The organism is Anaerolineae bacterium (genome assembly GCA_013178165.1).
Lineage (GTDB): Bacteria > Chloroflexota > Anaerolineae > Aggregatilineales > Ch27 > Ch27.
In genome coordinates this window covers 1-25,557 of sequence record JABLXG010000016.1, presented here as the reverse complement: position 1 = coordinate 25,557, position 25,557 = coordinate 1, and the positions used below count along the sequence as shown (strand labels likewise).

The window sequence follows — 25,557 nt, the reverse complement described above, 5'->3', positions numbered from 1 at the left end:
TGGCCACATTCCGGCCCGGCAATGCAGTAGAGATGAGCGAAATGGAGACCATCAGGAACAGACCCGCAGAAACCGCTGTCAAGGGACGTAACCGGGCAAGGCACCTGCCTTCTCGCCGGCAATTGGCCGGCCTGTTCTTTGTGCTGCCAGCGGTCACCTTCACCCTGCTCTTCTTCATCATCCCCCTGCTGATGACCATCTGGATGTCGCTTCACGACTGGCCGCTGATCGGCACGCCAAGCTTCATTGGTTCGGGCAACTACGACACCCTCGCCGCCGACCGTCAGTTCTGGACAAGCCTGGGGTTCACCATCCGCTACACCCTGCTGGTGACCCCGCCGATTTTCATCCTGGCGTTTGTGCTGGCCCTGCTGGTCAACCTCCCCCTGCGTGGGGTTGGCCTGTTCCGGACGGCGTACTTCATCCCTGTGGTGATCGGCCTTGGCGCATCCAGCCTGCTGTGGGTCTGGCTGCTCAACGACCGTGTTGGTCCTTTCAATACCATTCTGCGGCAGGTCAACCTGCTTCAGGGATCGCTGGTCTGGCTGGGATCGTTTGACACGGCTCTATTTGCCATCATCGTGTCAGTAGTCTGGAAGACGGTTGGCTTTACCATGGTGCTCCTGCTAACCGGCATGCAGGCCATCCCTCAGGAGATCTACCAGGCCGCTATGGTGGATGGTGCCAGCTACCTGGGGCGGCTGCGCCATATCACCCTGCCGCTACTACGCCCGACCATCGCCCTGGCCCTGGTGCTTTCGGTCATCGGATCGTTCCTGGCCTTTGACCAGTTCTACATCATGACCCGCGGCGGCCCGCGCAACCAGACGATCACCGTCGTCTACTGGATCTTCAACAACTCGTTCACCTACTTCAAGATGGGCTACGGCGCGGCGTTGTCGCTTGTCCTGATGGGTTTCCTGGTGATCCTGAGCATGTTGCAGTTGCGCCTGTTGCACCGCGAGATCAGTTATTGAGATGGCCCTGCCTATGACTGCACATTCTCTCTTCATGGGTCGATCCATATCATGGCGGCGGCTGGTTTCCAGGCTGTTGCTATACCTGGTGTTCATCAGCCTGGCGGTGATCTTCCTGTTTCCGATCTCCTGGTCGGTGATCACGTCCGTCAAGCCCCCCGCGGAAGCGGCGGCCATCCCGCCGACCGGCCTGCCCTCGCGCATCACCTGGGATAACTACCTCAAGCTAAACGAATTCGGGGCCGGCGCCGGACGCTACCTGTTCAATAGCATCAGCGTCTCGGTGATGACTGTTGTCGGGACGATCATCCTCAGCACACTGGCCGGTTACGGTTTCTCCCGCTTTTCATTCCCGGCCAAGGGTGTGCTGTTCCTGATGATCCTGGCCACGCTGATGATCCCGTTCCAGTCTATCCTCACGCCGCTGTTCCTGATCCTGACTCGCCTTAAACTGCAGAACACGCTGCCCGGCCTGGCGCTGGTCTATATCACGTTCCAGTTGCCGTTTGGCGTGTTTGTGATGCGCAATTCGTTTGACACTGTCCCGCGGGAACTGGAGGAAGCCGCCCTCCTGGACGGCTGCTCCTCGGTCAGCCTGCTCTACCGCGTCATGCTGCCGATTGTGCTGCCCGGCATCATCACAGCAGGGATTTACGCCTTCCTGAATGCGTGGAACGAATTTCTAGCCGCGCTGATTTTCATGAACCAGCAATCGATGTTCACCTTCCCCATCCTGCTCAACAGCGTCAATACCGGGCTGTACGGGGCGGTGGACTGGGGCGCATTGCAGGCCGGCGTGACCATCTCGATCCTGCCCAGCATCCTGATGTTCCTGATGCTCCAGCGTTACTATATTCAGGGTCTCACCGGCGGATCGGTAAAGGCGTAGTCCGGACTCTACGCCTGAACCGGTACACGCCACCCGGCGCAACCGGCACGGACTGCATCTTCCCGCTGAACGTCACTGCAACATGAAGCCCCCGCAGGGGCCAACGTGCCAACACTGCGGGGGCTGATCGATCTTCTGGCCGGGCTATGCGCAGGGCTTTGCTCCCGGCGCCTGCTGCTCAAACAGCGAACCTCTGCCTAGAAGACACTATCCGGATCGTAGTGCCGCATCACGTTGTCAATCGTGATCAACGGCGAAGGCAGCACGGTGTCATGCGGCGGGTTGGCCCCGGCCAGGATGGCCATCAGCCGGTGGAACGCCGCGCGACCGATCTGATCCGAGTTGTTGCGGCCAGTGCAAGCGTAGTTGGAGCCTTCAGCCATGATGGCTTCCAGCGCAGCCTTCTCACCATCGACGCCGCACAGGAACATCTCTTCACTGCGGCCTGCATCAGCGATGGCACGCATCGCGCCCAGGCACATCGAGTCGTTTTCACAGAAGACAGCATCGATCTTGTCAAAGCGGGCCAGCATATCCTCCATCAGCGTGAAGCCACCATCGGAACTCCAACCGCCGAAGTCCGGGGCCATCTCCACGCGGATGTTAGTCTTTTCAACTACAGAGAGCATACCGTTGGTCCGGTCCAGACCGATCGAGTTGTCCGCGGGGCCGCCGCGCAGGACAACCAGCAGGCCCTCACCACCGAGCCTGTCGGCGATATACTGGCCATCCTGCACGCCAATGAGGTAGTTATCCGGGCCGACCCAGCTGGTATAGTCGCCGCCCTTCAGCTTGCGGTCAACCAGGACGACCGGAACACCCGCCTGCTGGATGGCATCCAGAGCAGCCGGGGCTGCCTCCAGCCAGGCGCCGCTGACAATCAACCCGTCAACATCCTGCGCCAGCAGGTCTTCAACATCGGATGTCAGCTTCTCAGCGTCACCATTGGCGTCGGTAATGAGCAGCTGGATGTTGTCGTAGTACGCTGCTTCCTCTTCAACGGCCTTGGACATCCCGATGAAGTACGGGCAGCACAGCGAGAAGTTGACCATCCCGATCCTGATGGTAACAGGTTCCTGGGCCACGGCCTGACCACCCAGGACAACCAGGGCGACCACCAACAAGAGTCCCAAGATGCGGGTCTTGTTCATTGCGTATCCTCCTCCTTAACTGAGACTCTACAGAGCTGACGGTACATTTTTCTCAGGACACCCTTACTGCAATAGCCCCCCTCCTTTCCCGCGCCACACAGGCGTGGTTATTGCCAGCGATGGTCTACTGTTCTCTTCGACGGGCCAACACCGCAAAAACGATGATCAGCCCCTTAAGAATTTGCTGGTAGTAGGACTGTACATTGAACAGGTTCAGCAGGTTATCAATCACCCCCAGCACCAGGACGCCGCCAAAAGTGCCGACTACCCCGCCACCGCCGCCGCCCAGAACACCCCCGCCAATCACAACAGCCGCGATGGCGTCCAGTTCATAGCCGCTCCCGACATTAGGCTGGGCAATCCCCAGGCGGGAAGCCAGCAGAATGCCCGCGATGGCCGAGAAGAACCCGGAAATAATGTACGCCAGCACGATATGACGCCGGACGTTGATGCCCGCCAGCCTGACTGCTTCCTCGTTACCACCAAGTGCCACGATCGCCCGTCCCACCGTCGTCCGGTTCAGGAATATCCAGACCAGGGGGTAGCAGATCAACATGACGATGACCGCCACCGGGATGGGGCCAACAAAGCCGCCACCCAGCAGGCTGCGAAAGGCGGGGTTCTGAGGCGTCTGGGGAGTCTCCGAGTAAACATAGATCAGGCCGCGGAAGGCGCTCAGGGTTGCCAGGGTGACAATGAACGGCGGCAACTTGAAACGGGCAATCAGGAAGCCGTTCAAAGCCCCCGCCACCAGACCGACCAGCAACGCCACCAGCAACGCCGGCGCCAATCCGATTCGGTCTGTCAGGCCAGCGGCCAGGATGCCGGTCAGGGCGACGATCGGGCCAACCGACAGATCGATACCGCCAGTCAGAATGACCACCAGCATCCCCAGGCTGACCAGCCCATTTGTAACGATCTGCCGGAACAGATTGCTGATGTTCCGTTGGGTGAAGAAAACATCCGTGGCGCTGGCGACCACAATGGCCAGGATGACAAGCCCCACCACGAAAGCATAGTCAACCCAGCGACGATGCGCCCATCCAGCGAGCCACTTCCTCACCAGCACAGGTACGCTGCCCGCATTCTGCAACGGCTGAACAGGCTTACCGGTTGGCACTGGTGTATCCTCCTGTCTGCAGCATGGCTGGCATCACCCCGGCGGCGCTTGCCAGCAAGCCCTCTTCACTGGCCTCCGATCTAGCGAACTCCCCAACGAGTCGGCCTTCCCTCATGACCAGCGCTCGATCGCACATCCCCAGAATCTCCGGCAATTCGGAGGAAATCAGCAGGATGCCAACGCCCCGGTCGGCCAGGTCACCAATGATGCGATAGATCTCAACCTTGGTGGCAACATCTACCCCGCGCGTCGGCTCATCCAGGATCAGCACCCTGGCTTCGGAAAGCAACCATTTGGCCAGGACGACCTTCTGTTGATTACCGCCACTGAGCGTCCGTACCAGCCGATCAACGACCGGGGGACGGATATTCAGTTCCTCTACCTTTGCCTGCACCAGACCATGCTGCTTCTGCCGATCCAGAAAGATTCCGTGGCTCATCCGCTGCATGGTGGGCAGACTGGTATTGTCGAGAATCGAGCAGCTCATCACCAGCCCATCGCGCTTGCGGTCCTCAGTCACCAGCGCAATCCCCGCCGCCACCGCATCCCCCGGCGAACGCGGGCGGAACGGTGCGCCATCCAGGTAGATCTCCCCGGATGTCAGCGGATCGGCGCCAAAGAGGGTCCTCGCCAGCTGCGTGCGCCCGCTGCCCACCAGCCCGAACAACCCCAGGATCTCACCGCTGGCAAGCGAAAAAGAGACATCCTTGAACTCGCCCTCGCGACTGAGACGCCTGACCGCCAGAATCTCGCGCTGGGGTGTGGCCCGGCGAGTCGGGTAGAACTCCTCCAGCGTCCGACCGACCATCATACGGATCAGTTGCGCTTCGTCCGTCTCGCGGGCGACCACCGTACCCATCACCTCGCCATCCCTGAGCACAGTGATCCGGTCGGCAACCTGAAAGACCTCATCCAGACGGTGGGAAATGTAGATGATGAGCGCGGACTCCTCCTTGAGCTTATGAATGAGGGTGAAAAGAAGCTTCAGTTCCTCCTGGGAAAGCACAGCGGACGGCTCATCGAGGATCAGGATGGATGGCCGTTCGGCTACCGCCTTGGCGATCTCGACCATCTGCTGGCGCGACACGCTCAACCGGGACACCGGCATCCGCACATCAATGCCGGTGAAGCCGATTTCCCGCAGGATTTCCTCCGCCCGGCGATGAGCTTCAGCCCAGTCCACCCACCATCTCAACTTGCTCACCGGCATCTGGCCGAGCAGGATGTTCTCGGTGATGGTCAGGTGGGGGATAAGGCTGAATTCCTGGTACACAGTACGGATGCCCAGCCGGAAGGCGTCATGGGGCGTGTTCAATTCCACCACCTTGCCTGCCAGCCGAATCTCGCCAGCATCCGGGCGCAGAGCACCGGCAAGGATTCTCATGAGCGTGGTCTTGCCCGCCCCGTTCTCGCCGACGATGGCGTGGACTTCTCCCCTGGAAGCTGAAAAGTCGACCTTGCGCAGCGCCTGGGTGCCATCAAAGCTCTTGCTGATCCCCCTCATCTGGAGGAAAGGAGAGTCTGTCATCCTGCGCCTCACTGCTGGTCGAACACGGTCAGCGCGTTGTGCACCAGAATCACCTTCTGCTCTGTCATTTCGTCAAGGGTGTCATGCAGCCCTTCACGACCATGGCCGCTCATCTTGATGCCACCGAAGGGCAGGCTCTCCACGCGCAGGGCGGATGACCAGTTGACGATGACTCCCCCTGCTTCCAACCGGTAGGCGATATCAAAGGCGCGGGAGATATCGCGGGTAAACACCGCCGCCTGCAACCCATAGGGGCTATCGTTGGCCATGGCCACCGCCTGATCCACCGTATCAAAGGCGACCAGCGGAGCAACCGGGCCGAAGGTCTCTTCCCGGAACAACTCGACACTGGGGGGAACATTGGTGAGCACTGTCGGGGTGATGAAAGCTCCCTGGCGGGTCCCCCCTGCCCTCACCACAGCGCCAGCCTTAACGGCGCCGCGAATCACGGCTTCAACCTGGATGGCTGCCGCTTCGTTGATCAGCGGCCCCACGTCGGTATCTTCCTGCAACTGGTCGCCAACCTTGAGGGCCTTGGCTTTGGCCGTCAGCAGCTCGGCGACGCGCTCATAAACCGAAGCGTGAACGAAGATGCGTTTGACCGCGCAGCAAATCTGCCCGTTGCCGCGTGCCAGGCGTCCCAGGATGACCGCCTCTGCCGCTTTTTCCAGGTCGGCATCCTCAAGGATGATGGTTGCATCGTTCCCCCCAAGCTCCATATGCACCCTCTTGAGATGCTTGGCAGCCAGTTCCGCGATCCTGATACCGACCTGCGTGCTACCGGTCACTGTGACCATCTGGATGCCAGGGCTGCGCGCCAGAAAATCACCGATAAGCTGCCCCGGCCCGGTGAGGACCTGGTGAGCTGCCCTGGGTAGCCCCGCTTCTTCCATCAATTCGGCGATCTTCAACAACGTCAACGGGCAATCGCTGGGCGGCTTGGTGATTACCGCGTTCCCTGCTGCCAGCGCCGGGGCCGCCTTGTGCGCATAAAGCTCAACCGGATAGTTAAAGGGCACAATCGCCGCCACCACCCCCAACGGCTGCCGGATCGTCATGGCGAGATGGCGCTCCTGCCCTGGGACAGCATCCATGGGCACAACACGCCCCATGATGCGTTTCGCTTCTTCAGCAAATCCCCGGAAGATCCGGATTGTTGCGCCGATTTCTTCCCGCGTCTGCCGGATGGGCTTGCCGTTTTCCGCTGCCAGCAACCGGCTGAGCGACTCCAGGTTGGCTGTCAGCGCATCGGCGATGCGGTCCAGAATCGCCGATCGCACATGCGCAGGACACCGGCGCATCGCTTCCTTGCCGCGCTGGGCAGCTTCCAGCGCCCGCGCAGCGTCCTCCAGCGTCGCGAGGGGAACCCGGTCAATAACCTCACCGGTGGCCGGGTTGATCACATCCTTCCAGCGACCATCAGAGGCTTCGACCCATTGGCTGTCGATCAGCATCTTCATACCGCTTCCTCCATCTGGATGTTCTGGCTCACGAACCACAAAGGTCAGGACAGCGCAACTATGGCTGGTATCCCATACGTCTGGAGATTGCCTGCGCTGCCTGTCTCACCAGCAGGGCGAACTCCAGGCTCTTTTCCACCGTGATCCGGCTGACCGGGCCGGACACACTGATGGCACCAATAACCTGGCCGGTATAGTCAAAGATCGGAGCGCCAATACAGCGCACACCGATCTCGTTCTCCTGGTCATCGATGGCGTAGCCCTGTTGCCGCACCCGCTCAAGCTCGGCGCACAGCGCCTCAGGTGAAGTCAACGTGTGACGTGTCCGTTTAGGCAGCCCTTGCTGAATGCTTTTCGCCAGCTGATCCGGGGGAAGATACGCCAGCACGGCTTTGCCCAGCGCCGTGCAGTGCATTGGGCTGCGAGCGCCGATCCGGGAAGCCAGCCGCAGGGAATGAGGGCTGTCCACTTTGGCAATGTAGACAACGTCATTGGCGGATGGCACAGCCAGGTGGGCGGTTTCCTGGGTCTGGGCCGAGAGACTGGTCAGGAAGGGCAAGCTTTCCTTACGAAGGTCGTAGTCACTGAGCAAGGCCCCGGCAAGCTCGATCAGTTTGTGACCCAGCCCAAAGTTGTCATTTTCATCTCTGGTGACCACATCGAGGTCTTCCAGCGTCGTCAGGTAGCGGTGGGCGGTGCTCTTGGAAACCTGCAGGGAAGCCGCCACCTGTGACAGCGAAAATGTCTCGCCGGGGTCCGAGGCCAGCAATTCGAGGATGGCAAAGGCTTTGGCCACAGTCGTGGATGTCTTGTACTGTGTGCTCATTGCTTCCATCCGCCGGGCTAAGGGAACCGGGACATGGGGACGGAGAGAAGAGCGGGGAGGGATGCCTGAGCGTGATGAGCGACGCAGCCCCAGGCCACACGGGCCAAGTATGGCAAAATTCCGAACTCTATTTGAAATTATAGAATAGCAACATTTTGCATGTCAATCAGGCATGAACGGCCACCGGCGCGGTTTTCCTCACATCACCGCGCAGGCGAGCCAGTCTGCAACCTGGAGATCAATTTTTCCGGCGGGGGCGTTACCCGTTCTCGCCAACCAGACGGGCAATCTGCAGCAGGCAATGGCGGAACAGGTTTTGCTTTTCCGGCGGGAGGGCGCTTTCCTCAATCTGGGCCAGGCGCTCCACGTCGTTCATCGCCCTGATGATGCTGACGGGCATCTCAAAGCTACCTTCCGTCAGTGCGTTCAGATATTCGATCGCGCCAATCAGCAGGTCGCGCATTTCGTCATCAGCGCGGGCGGTGCGGAAGAATCCTGCCAGGGCGGGCGAAAGCTTGGCCCCCCGGACAGTCGGCGGTGTGGCGCTGAACGAGCGTGTAGCAGCAAAGGCGTACAGAGCGGTAGCAAGCTCGCCGAAGCTCTGCACACGCTGGTAGATCGATTCGCCGATCACTTCCCAGATGAGCGAACGCCAGTAGTGAACCTGGCGCGGCACCTGTAGCAGCCGGTCAACCTCCGTCCGCCAGTCGTCCGCGATCCGACCGGACACCTGTTCCAGCATCACCTCAAGATCGGTGTTGAACAGGTCCTTCTGCAACAGCACCGCCAGATCGGGCCGGAGGGTAGGCAGCAGATCGGGGATAAAGACGCCATTGGCAAAGAAATCGCTGACATTCACACCATGGCGGCGCAGCAGTTCCTGCTGGAACAGCGGCAGATAACGCTGCAGGGCGTCGTTATCCTCCCGCAGCGCCACAAAAGCGGAATTGCCAGCGGGGAAGGCCGTCTCGATGGTGCGGAGAAACTCACCCCGGTAGTCGTGGTAGACGCGCAGGGTGCTGAGAATCTCGTACACGGGCAGATACGGCAACAACCTCTCCCCGATCATGCGCTCCTGCTCGGCTGCCACGAAGGTCTTCTGGGCAAAGCGTTCCAGGGCGCGGAACAGCCCGGTGGTGAGCTGGTTGACGCCGAGCACTGCCGTCTGCGCCTGGTTATGCGCGATGGCCCGCAACAGACTCCCCTGTTTGGACAGCGGGATGATTTCCGCGATATTCGCCAGGATACGCTGCCCGCGCTCCGCGCCGGTCTCCAGCGTTCGCCGGCTGGTGGGGCGGTCACGCAACTGAGGGATGGAACGACCGATGAAGTAGGAGATGATGTGGATGCCAAACACATCTTCTTCCCGGCCATAGAGAATGTGCCGGAAGCTATCGGTCAGTTCCGCCAGAAACTGCTCGTAGACAGCTTCTATCGTCCCGACGGTCAGCCGTTCCAGTTCCTGCAGGCTGCGGCTCTGGGCCACCAGACGGCTCTCGGCGGTCATCTCGGCAGCGCGGATCAGGTCGCGGCGGTGAATCTCCTGCGACTCCCGCACATGATGAAGCAGGCTGACAAAATCACGCACGGGCAGGAAACGCAACTGTTCCGATAGATTGCTCTGAAACGTCCTCAGGTCGCCGCCCAGAAAGACCCCCTGCAACGGCGTCACCGCATAGGCCGTGCTCTTGCGCGCCGCCGCCAGCAGATGCCGTGAGAACCGGTGCTGATTTTCCGCCGAATTGCGGAAAGCAGGCAGACCTGCCACACGGGAGTAGTACCCGCCCTGGCGCTGCATCGGCTCACCGCTGCCCATCTTGATGCGCACATGCTCGGCAACGCCATGCTCCACCAGCCACAGCTGGACATCGTACTTGGCCCTGTGGTACAGGAGTGCTGCTGTAGCCTGACTGATCTGCTGGCTCAGGTCAGAACCGGCGATGAAGATCTCATCAATCATCTCGGCAAAGCGGTTCTGCGGGGACTGAGCCGTGTGGCGGCTCTGGGTGGCGTAATCCCAGACCTGATCCAGATAGGCGCGCACATTCCGGACTGACTCCCTGTCTTCAAACAGCGGAATCAGCCAGATAGAAGGCAGGTCAACCGCCGGGTTTTCCCGCCGCGCCTGCTCCAGTTGCGTGCGCATCTTCCTGTCAAGCGAGATCAAGGCGTCCGGTCTGGTCGATAGGCTGATCTGGACAGCCAGGGTCATCCCCGGATTGCCGTACTTGCCGGAGAGGGTATTAATCTCATGCATGTTATACACGGTTGTATCAATGGCAAACTGATCGCGGGCGGTAATCAGGGCCTGCTGGATGCGCGGCGTGATCACCACGCGCTGCAGAATATCCCGGTAGCCCACCACCTCCCGCAACAGAGGTTCGGCAGCGCGGTTTGCCTGAATAGCCGGAATGAGGGCGTACAGTTGTTTGCGCAGTTGCTTGTTCAGGGCAAAGTAATATTCCAGCGTCCGGCGTCGTTCCCGGCGCAGCTCCAGCATCTTCTGTTCGTAGCGGTCGTTGTGCTGCCATAGCGCCCTGGCCGGATCGCGGCGCAGGTGCCAGCGCGCGGCCAGGCGCTGCAGCGGCGTCGACTCCACAGCAAAAGGCAGGACGCCCCGGTAACGACCTTCCAGTTGCTGGGTAAGCTGGGTGATGGCGTTCAGGAGCCGCTTAAAGCGCTGGTTACGCTGCGCTAGCTGGTCAAGCTCCGCCAGCAGTTCAGGGCTGACGGCAACATCCGGGTCAACCTGCCGCAACAGGTTGAAGATGCGTGCCATCCGCTGCACATTCTCCATGACTACAGCTGCCGCCAGCTGATGCCCCTGCCCCGACGGTCTGCTGCTGCCATCCCAATCGCTCCAGAAAGATAGAAAGGAGGTCAGCGGTGCATCAGTGAATAACTCGCTGTACTGCTCACCAGCGGTGAGCGCGGCGAGATCAAGCAGGATTTCGTCGGCTTCCTGTTGCGAATTGACGCTAACGTTCAGCCCCAAATATTCCTTCACCAGTTCCTGCGCCGCCCGCTCGATCAACACCGGGGCGACCGGCTGACCGGCAATCAGCGCGTTCAGGATGGCGTCTAGGGCCAGCTCCGCCTGCAGCGAGTACATCTGCGTGGGATGGACAGTCCGGTCGTAGGAGCGCAGCCGGAACAACTGCTGGCGACGCTCCAGCGAGTCCTTCATGAATTCGCGCTGCAACCTTTCGGCAAGCCAGGTGCCGTTGTTAGCCAGCGCCTGCCGGGTAAGCTCGTCGTTGATGAGCGCCCGATCGAGCAAACGGAGACGGAATACTTCCAGGCGTTCCGGGGCATAGCGCTCCAGGAAGTCGCGCTGCGCCCGCTCGGGGTCCAGCAGCGGCAGCGCCAGCAGATGGCGGCAGGTTCTATCGTGAGCGCAATGCTGCAGGAGACGCCGGGCGATGACATCCATGGCCTGGGCCAGTTCCGCGGACCGACTACCCGCCGATTCCGGTACCCGGACCGGCAGACGCTTGCGGTTATAGCGGGCCTCCTCCTCCGCGATCAGCCGGTTGAGATCGATGAGCAGGCGGCGCGTCTTGGCCAGGAGCGTCGCCGCGTTATCTACGCCGCCCAGAGTCAGGCGGAAAGTCGTCCTGCCGGTTTCGAATCCCTTTTCCGTGCGGGCGAAGGTCGCCAGGGGCAACAGGCCAATCCCGCGCCGCGCCAGCGAGGAAGCCAGCCAGTCCAGCGACAGGCCGGCAGGGAGCAACGCGATGCGTAGCAATGGGTACATACTCCCCGTCGGCGGGATGATGGACAACTGGAACGGATTGCGATCGGGCGGGAGATTGGCCACGGCCGTCAGCAGGGCATGGGTTCGTTCACTGTAGATGGCATTGCGCAAATGCCAGTAGGTACGCACCGCCTGCGTTGTGCCGCGATAGAACAGATAGCAGATCAACACAGCAGCCAGGTTCGGCTGGATGTGGGCATTGACCTCTTCAAAACGCTGCCGCAATTCCGAGTCGCGGATCTCCACGACAGCAAGCCTGGCCCCGGCCAGGCAGTCGGTCTTCGACATGGAATGCACGGTGATCACCCGATCGGCGTGGTGCTCATCGACGAGTCCCAGCTGCACCAGTTCGGTCGCGATCTGGCGAATCGTCTTGATCTCAGGCAGGTCGTTGACCGGCGCGACGTTCTGGTAAGCCAGATCGTCAATGACATAAATACCGCGCTCCAGGCAGTAGGTAACCAGCCGCTGGACCGCCTCCTCGCGGAAGATGCGTCCGGTAGCGTTATGCGGGTTATTGATGGCCACCGCGCCGCGCCGCGGCCATGACGGATCGCGCCAGCACAACTCCTCAATCCTGGCGATCATCGCTTCGGCGTCAAGCTCCAGCGATTCCGTCAGCGGCACAGCATGAACGCGCGGGAAGCACTGCTCGTAAGACCAGCTTAGATCGGGGATCACCACCTCGGTGATCCCGCAGTGGAAGCCCAGGATACCCAGCGCCGTGCGCGATGAGCCGCTGGTGACCAGGCAAGATTCCGGCCTGTACTGTGGCTGATGCCTGACAAAGACGCTCAGGAAACTGCGCAAAAGCGCCTGGCTGGTTTCCGATCGATGAAGGTTGTGCAACACCAGATCGAGGAGTTCTCTGACCTCAACACCGGCGAATTCATCAAAAAGGCGGTCCTTCCAGGCGCCCTGAATCCGCCGGGCAAACAGGTCGGTCTTCTCCTCCAGCACTTTCAGCGAGCGCTCGACCGTCTGGTTGTGAACATCCAGCAGTGCCTCCAGGTGCAGCCCAGCTTCATGAGCAAGGTGCACCAGAGCCGCCTCCGTAGCGCCGCTCAACGCCAACCCTTCAAAGGATGGCCTGGCCTGTGGCATAGCCAGCGGGGAATCCTGAGCAGGGCTGGCAGGTTGCTGGTCGAGCAGAAATGTCAGCAGTTCGATCTCTGACGCTGAGGGTGTCCCCTTGAGGTTGAAATGAACATTCTCAATCGCGCTGAGAAAGTCGGCGTTGCCCACGACAAATACGGTGGAGAGGGTGTGCCAGCGCGGCGAGAAAATGGCTGGCGTCAGAATCCGGATGACGCGCTGGACAAGCTTGGCCTCGCGGGCAAGGGAAAGGTGGTTGGGGGCGTTGTTGGCTTCGATGAAGAACAGAGGCTGCTCCAGGCTCATCACGCGCAGCCGGCGCCGCGTCACCTCCCCCGGCACGCTACCAAGTACCACAACCGTTGGCGTATGGGGGGAGGCCGCCAGCGTTTGCTCGATCTGCATGCAGGCCCGCTGCTCATCCGCCGGCAGATTCTCAAACAGCAGGCCGGGGATCGCTTTCAATGGCGGCAGCAGATCACAGCCGTAGCACAGGATGCGAGCCGGAAGCGTTTCCAGGCTGGAAGACAACGTGAACAGGATGACGCGCAGCGTTTCCTGAACCCCGCCGGAAGCCAGGATGATCTCCCGCCGCCCGGATTGTTCCCCGGTGTCATAGTGCAGCGCTTCCTGCTGGTGTTCCAGCCAGGAGCAGAAGGTTTTGACCAGCGCATGGGGAGCCTTGACCGAATACCCGCCACGGGGCATATACGGGGCACTTCTGCGAATCGTGCGGATCAGGAACTCAAGCTTGGGTTTGTCGGCCTCGTCCCACCCCAGATGCTCCAGAATCGCGTCTGGTTCCGCGTCATTCAGTTCCACCTGGCCGATGTCCAGGCCAAGCGCCGTGCGCAGGAACGCCGACGAAAGCCGCGGGTCCTGCAGCGGGTTCCCGATGTGAAAGTTGATGCGTTCTTCAGCTGGAACCGGCGCCGCAGCGGTGGTCTCGCTGACTTCCGATACACGTGCCGCCCGGATCGGCTTCAGGCGGAAGAATGACATGGGATCAGGCAGGTGGGGCATGGCATGGCCACTCGCAGGAAGGGCTTCCGTTGTGCTGGCAGGCAGCAAATGATGGCCGCCTCGGGTTCAGAGATCAAAGAGTCTGCTGGCCTCAGGCAGAGGGCAATGAGCCTTCCGCCCAAGCCAGTCTACAGATGGATGCTCAGGCTACGTCTCATCCTTGATTTCCAGGTCCTTGGTTTCCAAGTCCTTCAGCAGCAGGTTGCGGAACAGGGTAAAGAGCGCCGAACCATTGGCCAGTTCCTGTGGAGTCAGTGAGATCACTGTTCTGGCGTTCTTCAGGCTCTGGCTGGCTTCCGCCAGGCGGGCGGCCTGAGGGGTTAGCATCAACAGCTCCGGGTTGCGGCGGAGCACTTCCAGTTCCTCTTTTTCAAAGGCAAGGCGCAGGCGGCTACGCGCCAGTTCCTCTTCGATTCGCTGGCGGGCCAGTTCCGCGTCGCTCCGGAGTTGCTCCTTCTTCAGTTCGGACTTCTTGAGTTCGAGGGCGTGCTCCATCGCAGCGATTTCCTCGTCCGCTCTGTACTTAGCCTTGGCGGCGGCAACCCGCGCCTGGTGGTTGAGCTGCTCGGTCTGCTCCAGCAACCGGGCCGCTTCCTGCTGGCTTAGCGCCTCAGCGATCTTCGGATCCGTCGGTTCCAGCGACTGGACGGCCAGCGAAATCAACTCGACACCATAACGCTCCTCAATCAGCTTGAGGTGCTCGTTCAGGTGGTTCTGCAGGGCAGGAGAGGAAATCGCATGGATCTCAGAGCGTTCGGTATATTCCTTGACCAGCCCCATCAGCAGGATTCTGACCTGGTCAACGGCGCGCGAGACTGCCTCGCTATCCCACCCGCCAACCCGGATCAACGCCTGGATATGCTCGACCGATGGCGCAGCCGAGCCAACCAGCTTGACCCGGACCGTCAGGTTCCCCAGCGCAGCGGCCTCAACCGTCAACTGGAGCGGGCTAGTCGTGCGCTTGAGCGGCAGGCTGAAATGGCGCGGATAGAGCAGCCCCCTGCGGACGCCGATCCGCCCCTTGGACTCATAGAGCACAATCACATCGGGCTGGCGGAGGCGAAGCTCAAAAAGAGCTACCAGCAGGCCGCCTGCCAGCAACACACCGATGATGATACCGGGGATGACATCCATCTCTCTGCACCTCCGGCAGCGAAGGAACCGGCTGCCAACGGTTACATTGATCCGACTGGCGGCTTGTTGAAAGCGTCAGAAATCCGGGTGTGTCCACCCCGCTCGATTGCCTCAGTACACCGGTCAGGGACCTATCAGATCCGGCGGCCAGCTGGCAAAGCAGTCGCAGCCTCCGCAATGCTGATGAAGCGAATTTATTGTACCTGAAGATAGTCGAATCCGACTTGAGCAGTTTGCCCGGATCGGACTGGAGATTATGCCCTTGTGGGAGTGACGAACGCCGTCAGCCAGACTCGCCGGACTCGTCGTCACCAGCCTGGCGCTCAGCTTCTTCCTGAATGGTGGCCGTGAACAGCGGGAGATAAGCCCTGACAGTCTCAGACAGGCGCGCCATGGCCCGGGACTTTGCAGCGTCGTCCCCGGCGGAGATCAATTCAGCGGCGGCCCTGCCAAGGTCCATGAAGGCCCGGCGGTAACCTGCCAGCCCTTGCTGAAGGCCGAACCCTTCTTCCGCCAGCGTCTCGGCAAGGAAGGCAGTGTTGATAGCAAAAGTCACAGCCGCGATTAGATCATCCCGAGAACAGGTAAGCATCAACCGCCCGGTGATATCATCCAGGAAACCCATGAACACCGGTTCGTTCCCGCCGATTTCGAGCAGCAACTGTATGACCAGACGGGACGCCGTACACTCGGCAACCTGTTGCTGGATCTGCTGGAGGAGGTCTTGTGGCGGCTCTGACTGCATATCCAGCGCCTCCCAGGCAGCCGCCACGTAGCGGCGGGTCGTTGCGAAGTTCACCACCTGCTTGAGCGGCGCAAGCAGTTCATCGCCGTGTTCCCTCAGGTACTCCTCAAATGCATTTGGCATATCGGCTCGCCTCCTCGCCCGCAACAGAACAGTTGCCATCGCCACCTGCCAACCACAATGCCAGTTTAGACGGTATGGGAAAAGATGTCCTGAGTGGTTGTACTCAACCCGTTCCATCCGACATGGATATCCTGACCAAAGAGTTGACTCAAAAAATCAAATCATGTTAAACTGTTAACGTTCACGGTAACGTTAACGGAGCCAGAAACAGACACTGGATTGGGCATTATGCCTAAAAGAGTGACCATTCAGGATGTTGCCAGGCAGGCAGGCGTTTCCCACCAGACAGTCTCCCGCGTTATCAACGGCAAACCAGATGTCGCCCCGGAAACCCGTGACCGCATTCAACAGATCATTGACAGGCTGGGTTATCGCCCCAGTTCTGTAGCCCGCAGTCTGGTCTCCCAACGCACGCACACCTTGAGCCTGATCTCAAGCAGCCTGGATGAGGACTTCTATGTGCAGGTCATGGCTGGCGCGGAGCAAGAGGCGCGACGCCATGGCTATGTATTTCTGTTATCGATTGTCGAGCCGGATGCTAAGCCCGATTCCGAGGAATGGCGTGCGGTGAGTGAGCGGCAAGTCGATGGCGTTTTTGTCGCCAGTCCTGAGTTAAGCCATCGCGCCTATATCGACTGGCTGATCGAGCAGGGTATACCGGTTGTCGCAGTAGCTCACCCTCCCCAACCCGGCCTGATCACCCTCAACGTCGATAACATCGAAGGCGGATACATGGCTACCCGTTATCTCCTGAGCCAAGGCCACCGCCGAATCGGGACGATCCCGGGTGTGGACAATGGTCGTACCACTGGCTACCAGCGCGCCCTGGCAGAAGCTGGGTTACCGTTTGAGCCAGACCTTGTCCAGGGGGGAGATTGGTCCTACCAAAGCGGCTATGATGCCATGCAACGCCTGCTACGCATCGCCCCGGACCTGACTGCCGTCTTTGCCCAGAATGACCAGATGGCTATTGGGGCCATACAAGCTCTGCGTGATGCAAATCGCCAGGTGCCGGACGATGTCGCCGTCGTTGGCTTTGACGACATCCCGGCAGCAGCTTTTGCCTGCCCACCATTGACCACCATACGGCAGCCCATGCGCGAGATCGGCTGCTTCGCCGTCCGTACGTTGCTGGAAAGAATTCGCCATCCAGTGATGGACAGAAAGGAGATTGTATTCAAGACGCAGTTTATCAGACGATCCTCGGCCTGAACGATTCTCACCTGCGGTTGCTGGGCACTGCCCGATCTAGGCAAGAAGGAGAGCACCATGTTCAGAAAGTTGGCCTTGTTGTTGATCGTCATTGCTGTCGTGGTTCCTGCGATAGCAATCCGTGCTCAAAGCAGCGATGTCTCAGGGAAAATTGTGGTCTGGGGCTGGACCGCAGCCATCCGCGACACCCTAGAAGCCGCCGGGGTCCTCAGCGCCTTCAATGAAGCCTACCCCAATGTCGAAGTGGAGATCGTATACTATCCGCCTGCGGACGTATACACCAACCTTCCGCTGGCCCTGACCGCCGGTGAGGGCGCATGCGACGTCTGCCTGGTTGAAGATAGCCATTTGAGTGAATTCGTCCACCTGGGTGGGCTGGCCGACCTCACTGAATGGGTTACCCCCTACCTCCCCATTACCAATGCCTACCGCTGGCCCAATGCAGAACTGGACGGCCGTTACTATGGGATGCCCTGGGACTCCGGGCCGGTGGTGATGTACTACCGCCGTGATGTGCTCGACATGGCCGGACTCCCGAGCGATCCTGAAGCTGTCTCCGAGATGGTAGCCACCTGGGATGGCTACCTAGACATGTGCCGGACCATCAAGGAAGAGACGGGGTTCTACTGCTTTGCCCACAACAAAGCTAACAACTACGGCCGTCTCTATGAGATGATCCTGTGGCAACAGGGCCTGGGCTACTACGACCGCGAGACCGGTGAAATTACGGTCAACAGCCCGGAGAACGTGGCCACGCTGGAACTGCTGGGCAAGTTCTGGGAAGAGGATCTGGTTACCGATAATCTGGAATGGACAGACGCCTGGTACGCCGAATTTGCAGCTCTGCCTGAAGAGGGCGGCACGCCAGTCGCCACCCTGATCGAGGCCTCGTGGATGGACGTTTTCCTCAAGAGCTGGATTGCCCCCGGCACTGAAGGTCTGTGGGGCGTAGCCTATATGCCAGCGGTCAAAGAGGGCCAGGTACGGGCTTCCAATGACGGCGGTTCGGCCTTTGTGATCCCTGAGCAGTCGCAGAACAAGGAGGCTGCCTGGGCGTTCATTCAGTTCGCTGTCGGCACCGAAGAGAGCCAGATTGCCATGTTCCGACAAAGCGGTTTCGTGCCTGCTCTGGAGACAACCTACGACGATCCGGCCTTTGCCGAACCCGATCCATTCTTTGCCGGTCAGCAGACCAAGCTCATCTACGCCGATGTTGTGCACAAAATCCCGGATGGCACGGTCTACGGCCCCAATTACAGTATGATGAACGGGGCGGTATCCGTGGCTATCCAATCGTACGCCAGCGGCCAGATGTCTGCGCAGGAAGCGCTTGATCTGGCGGCGGAAGAGATTGCAGCCAACCTCGAATAACCCTCGCCTGTCGGCCTGAGGGGGGCCGCGCGGCCCCCCTCCTAGCACCTCTCCGGGCGGGAGGAACTCATGGATCAACAGCCGATCACTTCACCAGTCGCACCTCAAGCCTTGTCAGGGCACGGCAGGTGGCATCACCTGTGGCGTGAGATAGTCAGAAATCGCTGGGCGTATGTGTTTATCTCGCCCTTCTATGTGCTGTTCATCATCTTCGGCCTGTTCCCGGTGGGATTCTCGCTGTTTCTCTCTTTCCAGGATTGGAACGGCGTCCGGCCGATGGAGTTTGTGGGGCTGAAGAATTTTGAGTTTCTGCTGGGTGCGGGCGGTCGCGTCTTCTGGCAGTCGATCACCAACAGCCTCATCCTGTTCGTCATGTACGTGCCCATCATGACATTTACGGCCATTGTGCTGGCAGTCCTGCTCAATTCGCCACGGGTGAAGGGCTTTCAGGTCTACCGGACGCTGATTTTCGCCCCCTACGTCACGACCATGATCGCAGCGGGCATCACCTTTGGCCTGATGTTCCAGCATAATGGTGGGCTTTTCAACCTGCTGTTACAGGGCATCGGCCTCAACCCTGTACCCTGGCTGGAAGACATCTGGTGGGCGCGCGTGTCGTTATGCATCCTCGTAGTCTGGGGCTGGCTAGGATACAACATGGTTCTGATGCTTTCCGGCCTGCAAACCATCCCCCATGAGTTAACCGAGGCCGCCATGATTGACGGCGCTTCAGCAGTACAGGCGTTCTTTCGGATCACCATTCCCCTGCTCCGTCCGATCATCCTGTTTTCGGTTGTCCTGTCCACCATTGGCACGTTTGGCCTCTTCAACGAAGTGATGTCGCTCACCAATGGCGGTCCTGTACGGGCAACCACAACGCCGCTGGTACAGATTTACAACGTTGCTTTCGGCGACTTTCGTTTTGGCCGGGCTTCCGCCCAGGCTTATGTCTACGCTCTGTTGATATTCGTATTGACGTACCTCCAGTTCAAGTACGTTGATCGTGATACCGGCTAACACCCCCGCTATACCGGCTGCTGCACCAGAAAGGGGATCTGGCCCATGACCACAAGCGACCGCCTCAAAAATCTACTTATCGATGCCGGCATCCACATCCTGCTGATTGCCATCTCGATCTTCATGATTCTCCCCTTTGTCTGGATGCTGAGCACCTCCTTCAAACCGCAGGAGGAGGTCTTCGCCCGCCCTCCAATCCTGATCTCCGAGAACATGAGTCTGGATGGCTATCGATACATTTTTGAGCAAGCTGGAGCGCTCAGAGCCTTCTGGAATACATTATTCATGGCTACCACCAGCACAGCCTTCGCCCTGTTCTTTTGCTCCCTGGGGGGGTATGGCTTTGCCAAGTATAATTTCCCCGGTCGCCGTATCCTGTTCATGTTTCTCCTGGGAACAATGATGATCCCTGGTGCAGTAACCATGGTACCTTCCTACGTACTCATGAAGGAATTCGGCTGGATCAACACGTTCCTGCCGTTGATTGTGCCGGGGGCGGCCAACGCTTTTGGTATCTTTTTCATGCGCCAGTACATCAGCGGCGTTTCCAACGAACTTCTTGATGCCGCCCGGATTGATGGCTGTAGCGAATTCGGGGTCTTCCGGCGGGTAGTGCTGCCCATCATTGCCCCTGGCCTGACCAGCCTGGGCCTAATCTTCTATCTTGGATCGTGGAACAACTATCTCGGCCCGCTGATCTACCTGAAATCCCCTACCCTGTTTACCCTTCCCCTTAAGATGATGACCTTCTCTGGCCCGCCGGGATATTCCGCTTACCGGGAGATGATGGGTCTGGCGGTGGTCAGCGTCGTGCCGCTCCTGATCCTGTTTCTTATCTTGCAGCGTCGCTTCATGGAAGGCATCACTGCCGGGGCCATCAAAGGCTGATCCAGATTCCTGCCTTCTGTTGGGCCTGCTGGCAATTTCATATAGTGGCTGTGCAGACCTGCCTGTGGAAACGAGAATGTCATGATCTACTACGGTGCAGATTACTATCCCGAACACTGGCCGGAAGATCGCTGGGCGCAAGACGCCCGACTGATGCAGCAGGCCGGTTTTAACGTGGTTCGACTGGCAGAGTTCGCCTGGAGCCAGATGGAACCCGCACCCGGTCGCTATGACTTTGCCTGGCTGGACCGCGCAATTGACGTGCTGGCGGCGCATGGAATCCGTGTCGTTCTGGGCACACCAACGGCCTCGCCTCCCCCCTGGTTGATGCATAACCGGCCTGAATTGTTCCTCGTCCGGGAGGACAATAGCCGGGCAACCTATGGCGGTCGGCGAGAATACTGCCCGACCCATCCCCTCTACCGGACTCATGCCCGCCAGATCGCCCAGGCCATGGCTGAACACTACCACGCCAATCCGAACGTAATCGGCTGGCAGATCGACAACGAGTTCGGGGATCGCTGTTACTGCGAGAACTGCCGCGCGGCATTCCAGGATTGGCTCCGGGCAAGGTACAGGACGCTAGATGTGCTCAACCGATGCTGGGGAACAGTCTTCTGGAGTCATGAGTATACGGCCTGGGAACAGATTCCTGTACCGTTGGCCAACGCCGTGATCTCCAACCCTGGCCTCGATCTCGACTACCGGCGTTTCATTTCGGCTACCTATGTCTCCTTACAGCAGGAGCAGATCGCTATCCTGCGCCAGAGATGTCCGGATCAGTTCATCACTCATAACTTCATGGGCTTCAAGTATGACAAGTTGGACTATTTTGATCTGGCCGAGCCTCTGGATCTGGTCACCTGGGATAACTATCCGCGCGGTTTCTGGAGCAATGAGGCCGCTCCTCCTGCACTGCTGGCCCTCAGCCATGCGACAATGCGCGGTTTGAAGCGGCAAAATTTCTGGGTGATGGAAAGCCAGAGTGGGATCACTGGCTGGCAGACAATGGGCGCCGCTCCCCGCCCTGGCGAGATCCGGTTATGGGCGTATCAGGCTATTGCCCATGGTGCAGATGGGATCGTATTTTTCCGCTGGAGGACTGCCCGCTTTGGCGCGGAGCAGTTCTGGCATGGCATCCTCGATCACGACGGACAGCCGCGCCGCCGCTACGCCGAAGTTGCCGCTCTGGGCAGCGAACTGCAGCGTATTGCCGCGGCGCTGGAAGCAACGGAGACCCGCACAGAAGTCGCTATGCTGCTGTCGTACGACAGTCGCTTTGCCTTCCAGATCCAGCCGAATAACCCGGACTTCGACTACGCAACACATCTTTACGACTACTATGCTGCTCTACACCGCCAGCATATCGCCGTTGATATTGTCGGGCCACATGCTGATCTCTCTGGCTACAGAATGCTAATTGTCCCGGCGCTGTACATTCTGCCAGACAACCTGGCAGAGAAACTGGAGGCCTTCGTTGAAGGTGGGGGAACAGTGGTGCTTACCACCAGAAGCGGTGTCAAGGACTTCCATAACACCGTCGTTGACCGGCCCCTGCCAGGCCTGCTCAGTACCCTGTGTGGAGCTACAGTGGACGAATACGACTCGCTTTACCAGGGTTCCAGCATTCCGATCCAGGCGGCTGGAAACAGTGGCATCACCGGCGCGGCAACCGTATGGTGTGACATCCTGGTTCCTGAAACGGCAGAGGTTCTGGCGACATACGGGAGCGACTTCTACATGGGTCGCCCGGCCATTACCCTCAACCGCTATGGTAAAGGGCGGGCGTTCTATGTAGGAACAGTCGGTGACCGACGCCTGGTAGACTCGGTGGTGAGATATGTGCTGAGCGCCCTCAACATCCGCCCACCGCTGAAGGCGCCCGAAGACGTTGAGATTGCTCTGCGCTGGCAGGCTGATCAACCGCTGATCTTCGCGCTTAACCACAGCAGCGACACCCGCGAGGTGGCCCTTGAGCAGCCCTACGTCGACTTGATCACCGACCAGCCTGTCGGCCCGGTGCTAACCCTGCCTCCGAAAGGCGTGGCCATCCTGGCGCCAGGGGAAACCCGATCTTGAGCGCAGTCTGAAATCCGTGAGGCTACCACTCGTTGAAAAGAGGCATAGACCAATTGGCGGAATGACAGTTGGGCCGCGCGAAACATGCGCGGCCCAACCGATTCTCGTTGCAGGCCCACTGAAAACGGCGTGCCTTACAAGGCAGATAAACTCTGCCCAAGAGGAATAGCTGTAAACCTTACAGCTAGTGCGGAACTAGGGTCAGAAGACACCAACCCAGTGCGCCCCGAATGGTTGTGGCATTATCCCGCTGGCGGACGATCAGCCGCTGTGTGCGCGGGAAGGGATCACCGGCTTTGCGTGCTACCTTGCCGCGGTGCAGCTTGAAACGGTCGATGATCTCTTTCTCAAAGAAGGCTGGGTTGCCTTGCAGGCGGGAGCCGAAGGTTTTGCTGTCCCAGCCGCCGCCCCAGCCCAGGCAGATAACGCATTTATTAGCGGGTAATCCAGTTACATACCCACGCAAATCGGTGAAAAATCTTCGGACATTAGCAGCACCATTCTGCTGCATCCGACTACTACGCGCTATGCGGCGATCTAGGAGATCCAGCGTGTGTTGATTAACCCGCTGTGCCAGCTCGGTGACGATCCATGGCTCCAAACTATGTAGACCCAAAACACTGTCTGTTTGTGGCTGGAACAGGTGGTCATCGATGGTCAGTCGCCCCGCAAATACCGTATCTGCGCCGATGGCTTCGACCTCAATTGGACTGTCAAAGGAACTACTCTTGGCCACCTGGATATTCAATATCTGCCAGACCGCGCCCTCAGTCTGGAGGTGCAGGTCGCCGATATGCAGCGCGCGCAGCAAATCCTTGTTAGGGCCATCCTTATCACTGCGTTTTGGGCGAAACAGGCGGTCTTCGAGCGTCTGCCCTGCCCAGGATTTGCTCTTTCTGATGTCGTTTGCCTGGACTGCCTTTACCTGCTCCGGCCATCCCGCCCAGGCGAGCGCCGTGCGCAAGGCGCCTTTGAGCGACGATCCCGGGATGTACGGCTGGTAGTCCGGGGTTTTGATGCACTCGCGGAGTTTCGATGACGTCTGCTGGGCGCGGATCGCACCCTTAGCAGAATAGATCACGTATTGGTCCCGTTCAGCCTGCGGGATGCTTTCCAGCAGTTCAGCGGGATGCGCGTTGCCGAATTCAGGCGCCCACAGGTCGGCCAGGATTCGATCCACATCAAGCCGCCAGGTGGTCTTGCCATCGTCAATGAAGTCAATTCCCTTCATCAACACATTGCCGGTGCCAATGTGCAGCGGTGTGATTGCTTGCAGTGTTACGTCGAAATGGCGATAGATCTTCTGGATGGCGCTCATTGTCTAGTTCCCTCCCGCCAGTCCGACCGGAAACATCAGCCCGTAACGCCAGCTTGGATGCGGTGCGCCGTCCGGGCTGATGTCCACAAGACATCCACCACCCTTCGGCCCGCTGGTCAGGATGGCTCCTTCTTCAATCATGGTGACCGTGCGCCGTTCACGATCAGGGACACCGGCTGCCCGCATCCAGCCGCTAATTTGCGTCAGGCGATAGGACGCCTGCGGATGGTCCAGGTAGTGCAATTCATCCGGCGCCGGGTAAAAACGGCTTAGGGTCACTACCGTATCGTGAGGGGAAGGATCCGGCAGGTTCAAGACTAGCGGATCGCCGAACTCAAACGCGCCCAGCCCACAGCTCCGCAGGCCGCCGATTCCGAACGCCTGAAGGTCCTGCAGAAGGCTATCGACCAGGTCACGGAGTGAATATCCCCCAACGCGCTTGTCAGGATCGCGCCAGGCGATGGCGAACCACAGTCCGCATCCCTGGCGGAAAACCGTTTCCCCATGATGAAAGATGGCGGAACGCCAGCTCTCTCGATCAACGGCCACCCGTGGACGTTGCCGTACGCGCCAGATGTCTATGTTTTCTTCGTGCGGATGTAATTCACCCGGCAATCCTGGCTCGTCGCCGGTCGCGATCCAGACTGTGCCATGCTGGTATGATCTGGCTTTCGTGCCGAAATCGGCTAGCGTTGCGCCATTGAGTACGGCGCGGAAGATCGCCTGGCTGACGTATCGCACCTTCTTCAACGTCTTATCAGCGCTGGGCGCTGATACTCTTGAAATAGCCGGCATAGGGAACAGCAGCACATCGCCTGCAAACGGAAACGCCGAGCTGATCAGAAATGGCGCATCACCTGCCTTATAGGTCGTGCCATCCGCCCCGGTTCGACGCGGAAACGCTGATACCAGCTCATCGGCGAGGGCCGGATGGCGCTCTGCGAGCTGCGTGAGCAATGCGGCGAAAATTGTATCGGAAGCCAGGCGATGATCGGTCGCTTCCAGGCCAACTCCACGCCGCCCTGTATGGAGTCCGCCGGAGAACTTCAGGCGGTAGACGTGTGCGTCCATCGCTCAGCCTCCGCCGAGCAGTTTCGGCAGGTCCATCACCGGGCCGAAATCGGCGAGTGAAGGTGCTTTGGCCAGTTCTCTGCGTTCCGCATAAGCCAACTTACCCTGGGAGTCGGTGGTCGCGCGCGCGCTGATCACGATGTTGCGGAACCGAATCTGACCGTTACCACGTGATCCTCCGCCACCCAGGTATCCATCCTCAACCAGCAGCATGCCGTTGTAAAGCACATTGAACAGACCGGGAGGATCGTTCTCGTAGACATTCAGCACCATCTGCCCGGGCGCGAATACAGAACCCGCCGGCACGCGCTCGAGGTTGCGCGGCACCGCTGCACTCGTTATCCGGTCGATGGCAACCTCGACTTTGATTTCGGTGAAGGGCATATCCAGCCGGCGCGTTGCCATCGCCAGACGCGTTTCCTCTGACAGCGGTATGTCCCTTACCAGCAGGCGCGATGGGCGCGACCATTCATTCTCGCCGGTGACGCCAAAGAGCTGGCACACGGGGGAGGTGTCATAATCCTGCTGACTTTTCGCGCTATGGATTGTGACCCATTGCCCGATCTTCTGGTTCAGAGGTAACCCCATCGCCTTTTCCAGCGAGGAGCGCATCTTGCCGCGCAGACTTGACCCCGGAATATATGGTACCTTGATTGCTAGTTAGCGTTGGTCAAGGCCAAGGCGATGAGCGAGGCCAAGACCTTCAGGGCAACACCAGCATTGGTACGAGCATGAAGGCGTTGCAGACCCATCTTCTCCAACTGGCTATTGAC

General features: G+C 59.6%; 18 protein-coding genes. 7 read left to right on the top strand and 11 right to left on the bottom strand.

What is annotated here, in order from left to right; all coding sequences use genetic code 11:
- Positions 1 to 41: 41 nt before the first annotated feature.
- Both HPY64_11130 and HPY64_11125 read left to right on the top strand, forming a co-directional pair.
- Positions 42 to 977, top strand: coding sequence for a sugar ABC transporter permease (locus tag HPY64_11130; GenBank protein ID NPV67688.1), 936 nt, complete (start codon positions 42 to 44; stop codon positions 975 to 977).
- Between the two features lie 34 nt (positions 978 to 1,011).
- Positions 1,012 to 1,866 (top strand): carbohydrate ABC transporter permease, encoded by an 855-nt coding sequence (locus tag HPY64_11125; GenBank protein NPV67687.1) that lies wholly within the window; start codon positions 1,012 to 1,014, stop codon positions 1,864 to 1,866.
- Between the two features lie 197 nt (positions 1,867 to 2,063).
- Here HPY64_11125 and HPY64_11120 read toward each other — a convergent pair whose 3' ends face one another.
- From HPY64_11120 to HPY64_11085, 8 genes are all read right to left on the bottom strand, one after another.
- On the bottom strand, positions 2,064 to 3,017 hold the full coding sequence (locus tag HPY64_11120; GenBank protein ID NPV67686.1) for a substrate-binding domain-containing protein: 954 nt from the start codon (positions 3,015 to 3,017) through the stop codon (positions 2,064 to 2,066).
- A 124-nt stretch (positions 3,018 to 3,141) separates the two neighbouring features.
- Positions 3,142 to 4,137, bottom strand: a complete 996-nt coding sequence (locus HPY64_11115) for an ABC transporter permease (GenBank protein NPV67685.1) — start codon at positions 4,135 to 4,137, stop codon at positions 3,142 to 3,144.
- Entirely contained in the window at positions 4,124 to 5,665 is a 1,542-nt protein-coding gene (locus HPY64_11110) for a sugar ABC transporter ATP-binding protein (protein NPV67684.1), read from the bottom strand. Before HPY64_11110 ends, HPY64_11115 begins: the two co-directional genes overlap by 14 nt.
- Before the next feature lie 8 nt (positions 5,666 to 5,673).
- The gene (locus HPY64_11105; protein ID NPV67683.1) at positions 5,674 to 7,119 is read right to left on the bottom strand and encodes an aldehyde dehydrogenase family protein; all 1,446 of its coding nucleotides are present in this window, start codon (positions 7,117 to 7,119) and stop codon (positions 5,674 to 5,676) included.
- A gap of 64 nt (positions 7,120 to 7,183) precedes the next feature.
- Positions 7,184 to 7,951, bottom strand: a complete 768-nt coding sequence (locus HPY64_11100) for an IclR family transcriptional regulator (GenBank protein NPV67682.1) — start codon at positions 7,949 to 7,951, stop codon at positions 7,184 to 7,186.
- Positions 7,952 to 8,210: 259 nt separating this feature from the next.
- Positions 8,211 to 13,826 carry a pyridoxal phosphate-dependent aminotransferase gene (locus HPY64_11095; GenBank protein NPV67681.1) on the bottom strand — a complete coding sequence of 1,872 codons (5,616 nt, stop codon included), beginning with the start codon at positions 13,824 to 13,826 and terminating at the stop codon, positions 8,211 to 8,213.
- 147 nt (positions 13,827 to 13,973) lie between these two features.
- Positions 13,974 to 14,960, bottom strand: a complete 987-nt coding sequence (locus tag HPY64_11090; protein ID NPV67680.1) for a hypothetical protein — start codon at positions 14,958 to 14,960, stop codon at positions 13,974 to 13,976.
- 283 nt (positions 14,961 to 15,243) lie between these two features.
- Positions 15,244 to 15,945 carry a hypothetical protein gene (locus HPY64_11085; protein ID NPV67679.1) on the bottom strand — a complete coding sequence of 234 codons (702 nt, stop codon included), beginning with the start codon at positions 15,943 to 15,945 and terminating at the stop codon, positions 15,244 to 15,246.
- A gap of 111 nt (positions 15,946 to 16,056) precedes the next feature.
- Between HPY64_11085 and HPY64_11080 the strand changes: the two genes are divergently transcribed.
- From HPY64_11080 to HPY64_11060, 5 genes are all read left to right on the top strand, one after another.
- A complete protein-coding gene (locus tag HPY64_11080) occupies positions 16,057 to 17,040 on the top strand; it encodes a LacI family DNA-binding transcriptional regulator (protein NPV67678.1) in 984 nt (327 codons plus the stop codon).
- A 57-nt stretch (positions 17,041 to 17,097) separates the two neighbouring features.
- Positions 17,098 to 18,411, top strand: a complete 1,314-nt coding sequence (locus HPY64_11075; protein ID NPV67677.1) for a sugar ABC transporter substrate-binding protein — start codon at positions 17,098 to 17,100, stop codon at positions 18,409 to 18,411.
- A 69-nt stretch (positions 18,412 to 18,480) separates the two neighbouring features.
- Entirely contained in the window at positions 18,481 to 19,428 is a 948-nt protein-coding gene (locus tag HPY64_11070) for a sugar ABC transporter permease (GenBank protein ID NPV67676.1), read from the top strand.
- Between the two features lie 45 nt (positions 19,429 to 19,473).
- Entirely contained in the window at positions 19,474 to 20,316 is an 843-nt protein-coding gene (locus HPY64_11065) for a carbohydrate ABC transporter permease (protein ID NPV67675.1), read from the top strand.
- A gap of 81 nt (positions 20,317 to 20,397) precedes the next feature.
- Positions 20,398 to 22,395 (top strand): beta-galactosidase, encoded by a 1,998-nt coding sequence (locus HPY64_11060; protein ID NPV67674.1) that lies wholly within the window; start codon positions 20,398 to 20,400, stop codon positions 22,393 to 22,395.
- Positions 22,396 to 22,579: 184 nt separating this feature from the next.
- On the opposite strand, the gene csm5 is transcribed toward HPY64_11060, so the two are convergent.
- Genes csm5 through csm3 form a run of 3 tightly spaced genes read right to left on the bottom strand, consistent with a single transcriptional unit; the run spans position 22,580 to position 25,396 of the window.
- The gene (gene csm5 / locus HPY64_11055; protein ID NPV67673.1) at positions 22,580 to 23,713 is read right to left on the bottom strand and encodes a type III-A CRISPR-associated RAMP protein Csm5; all 1,134 of its coding nucleotides are present in this window, start codon (positions 23,711 to 23,713) and stop codon (positions 22,580 to 22,582) included.
- Between the two features lie 3 nt (positions 23,714 to 23,716).
- Positions 23,717 to 24,784 (bottom strand): type III-A CRISPR-associated RAMP protein Csm4, encoded by a 1,068-nt coding sequence (csm4, locus tag HPY64_11050; GenBank protein ID NPV67672.1) that lies wholly within the window; start codon positions 24,782 to 24,784, stop codon positions 23,717 to 23,719.
- A gap of 3 nt (positions 24,785 to 24,787) precedes the next feature.
- The gene (csm3, locus tag HPY64_11045) at positions 24,788 to 25,396 is read right to left on the bottom strand and encodes a type III-A CRISPR-associated RAMP protein Csm3 (protein NPV67671.1); all 609 of its coding nucleotides are present in this window, start codon (positions 25,394 to 25,396) and stop codon (positions 24,788 to 24,790) included.
- Positions 25,397 to 25,557: the final 161 nt, after the last annotated feature.

Excerpts from the sequence above, each read along its gene's own strand:
- HPY64_11130 (NPV67688.1), top strand. The coding sequence starts at position 42 with ATGGAGACCATCAGGAACAGACCCGCAGAAACCGCTGTCAAGGGACGT.
- HPY64_11125 (NPV67687.1), top strand. The coding sequence starts at position 1,012 with ATGGGTCGATCCATATCATGGCGGCGGCTGGTTTCCAGGCTGTTGCTA.
- HPY64_11120 (NPV67686.1), bottom strand. The coding sequence starts at position 3,017 with ATGAACAAGACCCGCATCTTGGGACTCTTGTTGGTGGTCGCCCTGGTT.
- HPY64_11110 (NPV67684.1), bottom strand. The coding sequence starts at position 5,665 with ATGACAGACTCTCCTTTCCTCCAGATGAGGGGGATCAGCAAGAGCTTT.
- HPY64_11105 (NPV67683.1), bottom strand. The coding sequence starts at position 7,119 with ATGCTGATCGACAGCCAATGGGTCGAAGCCTCTGATGGTCGCTGGAAG.
- HPY64_11100 (NPV67682.1), bottom strand. The coding sequence starts at position 7,951 with ATGAGCACACAGTACAAGACATCCACGACTGTGGCCAAAGCCTTTGCC.
- HPY64_11095 (NPV67681.1), bottom strand. The coding sequence starts at position 13,826 with ATGCCCCACCTGCCTGATCCCATGTCATTCTTCCGCCTGAAGCCGATC.
- HPY64_11090 (NPV67680.1), bottom strand. The coding sequence starts at position 14,960 with ATGGATGTCATCCCCGGTATCATCATCGGTGTGTTGCTGGCAGGCGGC.
- HPY64_11085 (NPV67679.1), bottom strand. The coding sequence starts at position 15,945 with ATGGAACGGGTTGAGTACAACCACTCAGGACATCTTTTCCCATACCGT.
- HPY64_11080 (NPV67678.1), top strand. The coding sequence starts at position 16,057 with ATGCCTAAAAGAGTGACCATTCAGGATGTTGCCAGGCAGGCAGGCGTT.
- HPY64_11075 (NPV67677.1), top strand. The coding sequence starts at position 17,098 with ATGTTCAGAAAGTTGGCCTTGTTGTTGATCGTCATTGCTGTCGTGGTT.
- HPY64_11070 (NPV67676.1), top strand. The coding sequence starts at position 18,481 with ATGGATCAACAGCCGATCACTTCACCAGTCGCACCTCAAGCCTTGTCA.
- HPY64_11065 (NPV67675.1), top strand. The coding sequence starts at position 19,474 with ATGACCACAAGCGACCGCCTCAAAAATCTACTTATCGATGCCGGCATC.
- HPY64_11060 (NPV67674.1), top strand. The coding sequence starts at position 20,398 with ATGATCTACTACGGTGCAGATTACTATCCCGAACACTGGCCGGAAGAT.
- csm5 (NPV67673.1), bottom strand. The coding sequence starts at position 23,713 with ATGAGCGCCATCCAGAAGATCTATCGCCATTTCGACGTAACACTGCAA.
- csm4 (NPV67672.1), bottom strand. The coding sequence starts at position 24,784 with ATGGACGCACACGTCTACCGCCTGAAGTTCTCCGGCGGACTCCATACA.
- csm3 (NPV67671.1), bottom strand. The coding sequence starts at position 25,396 with ATGCGCTCCTCGCTGGAAAAGGCGATGGGGTTACCTCTGAACCAGAAG.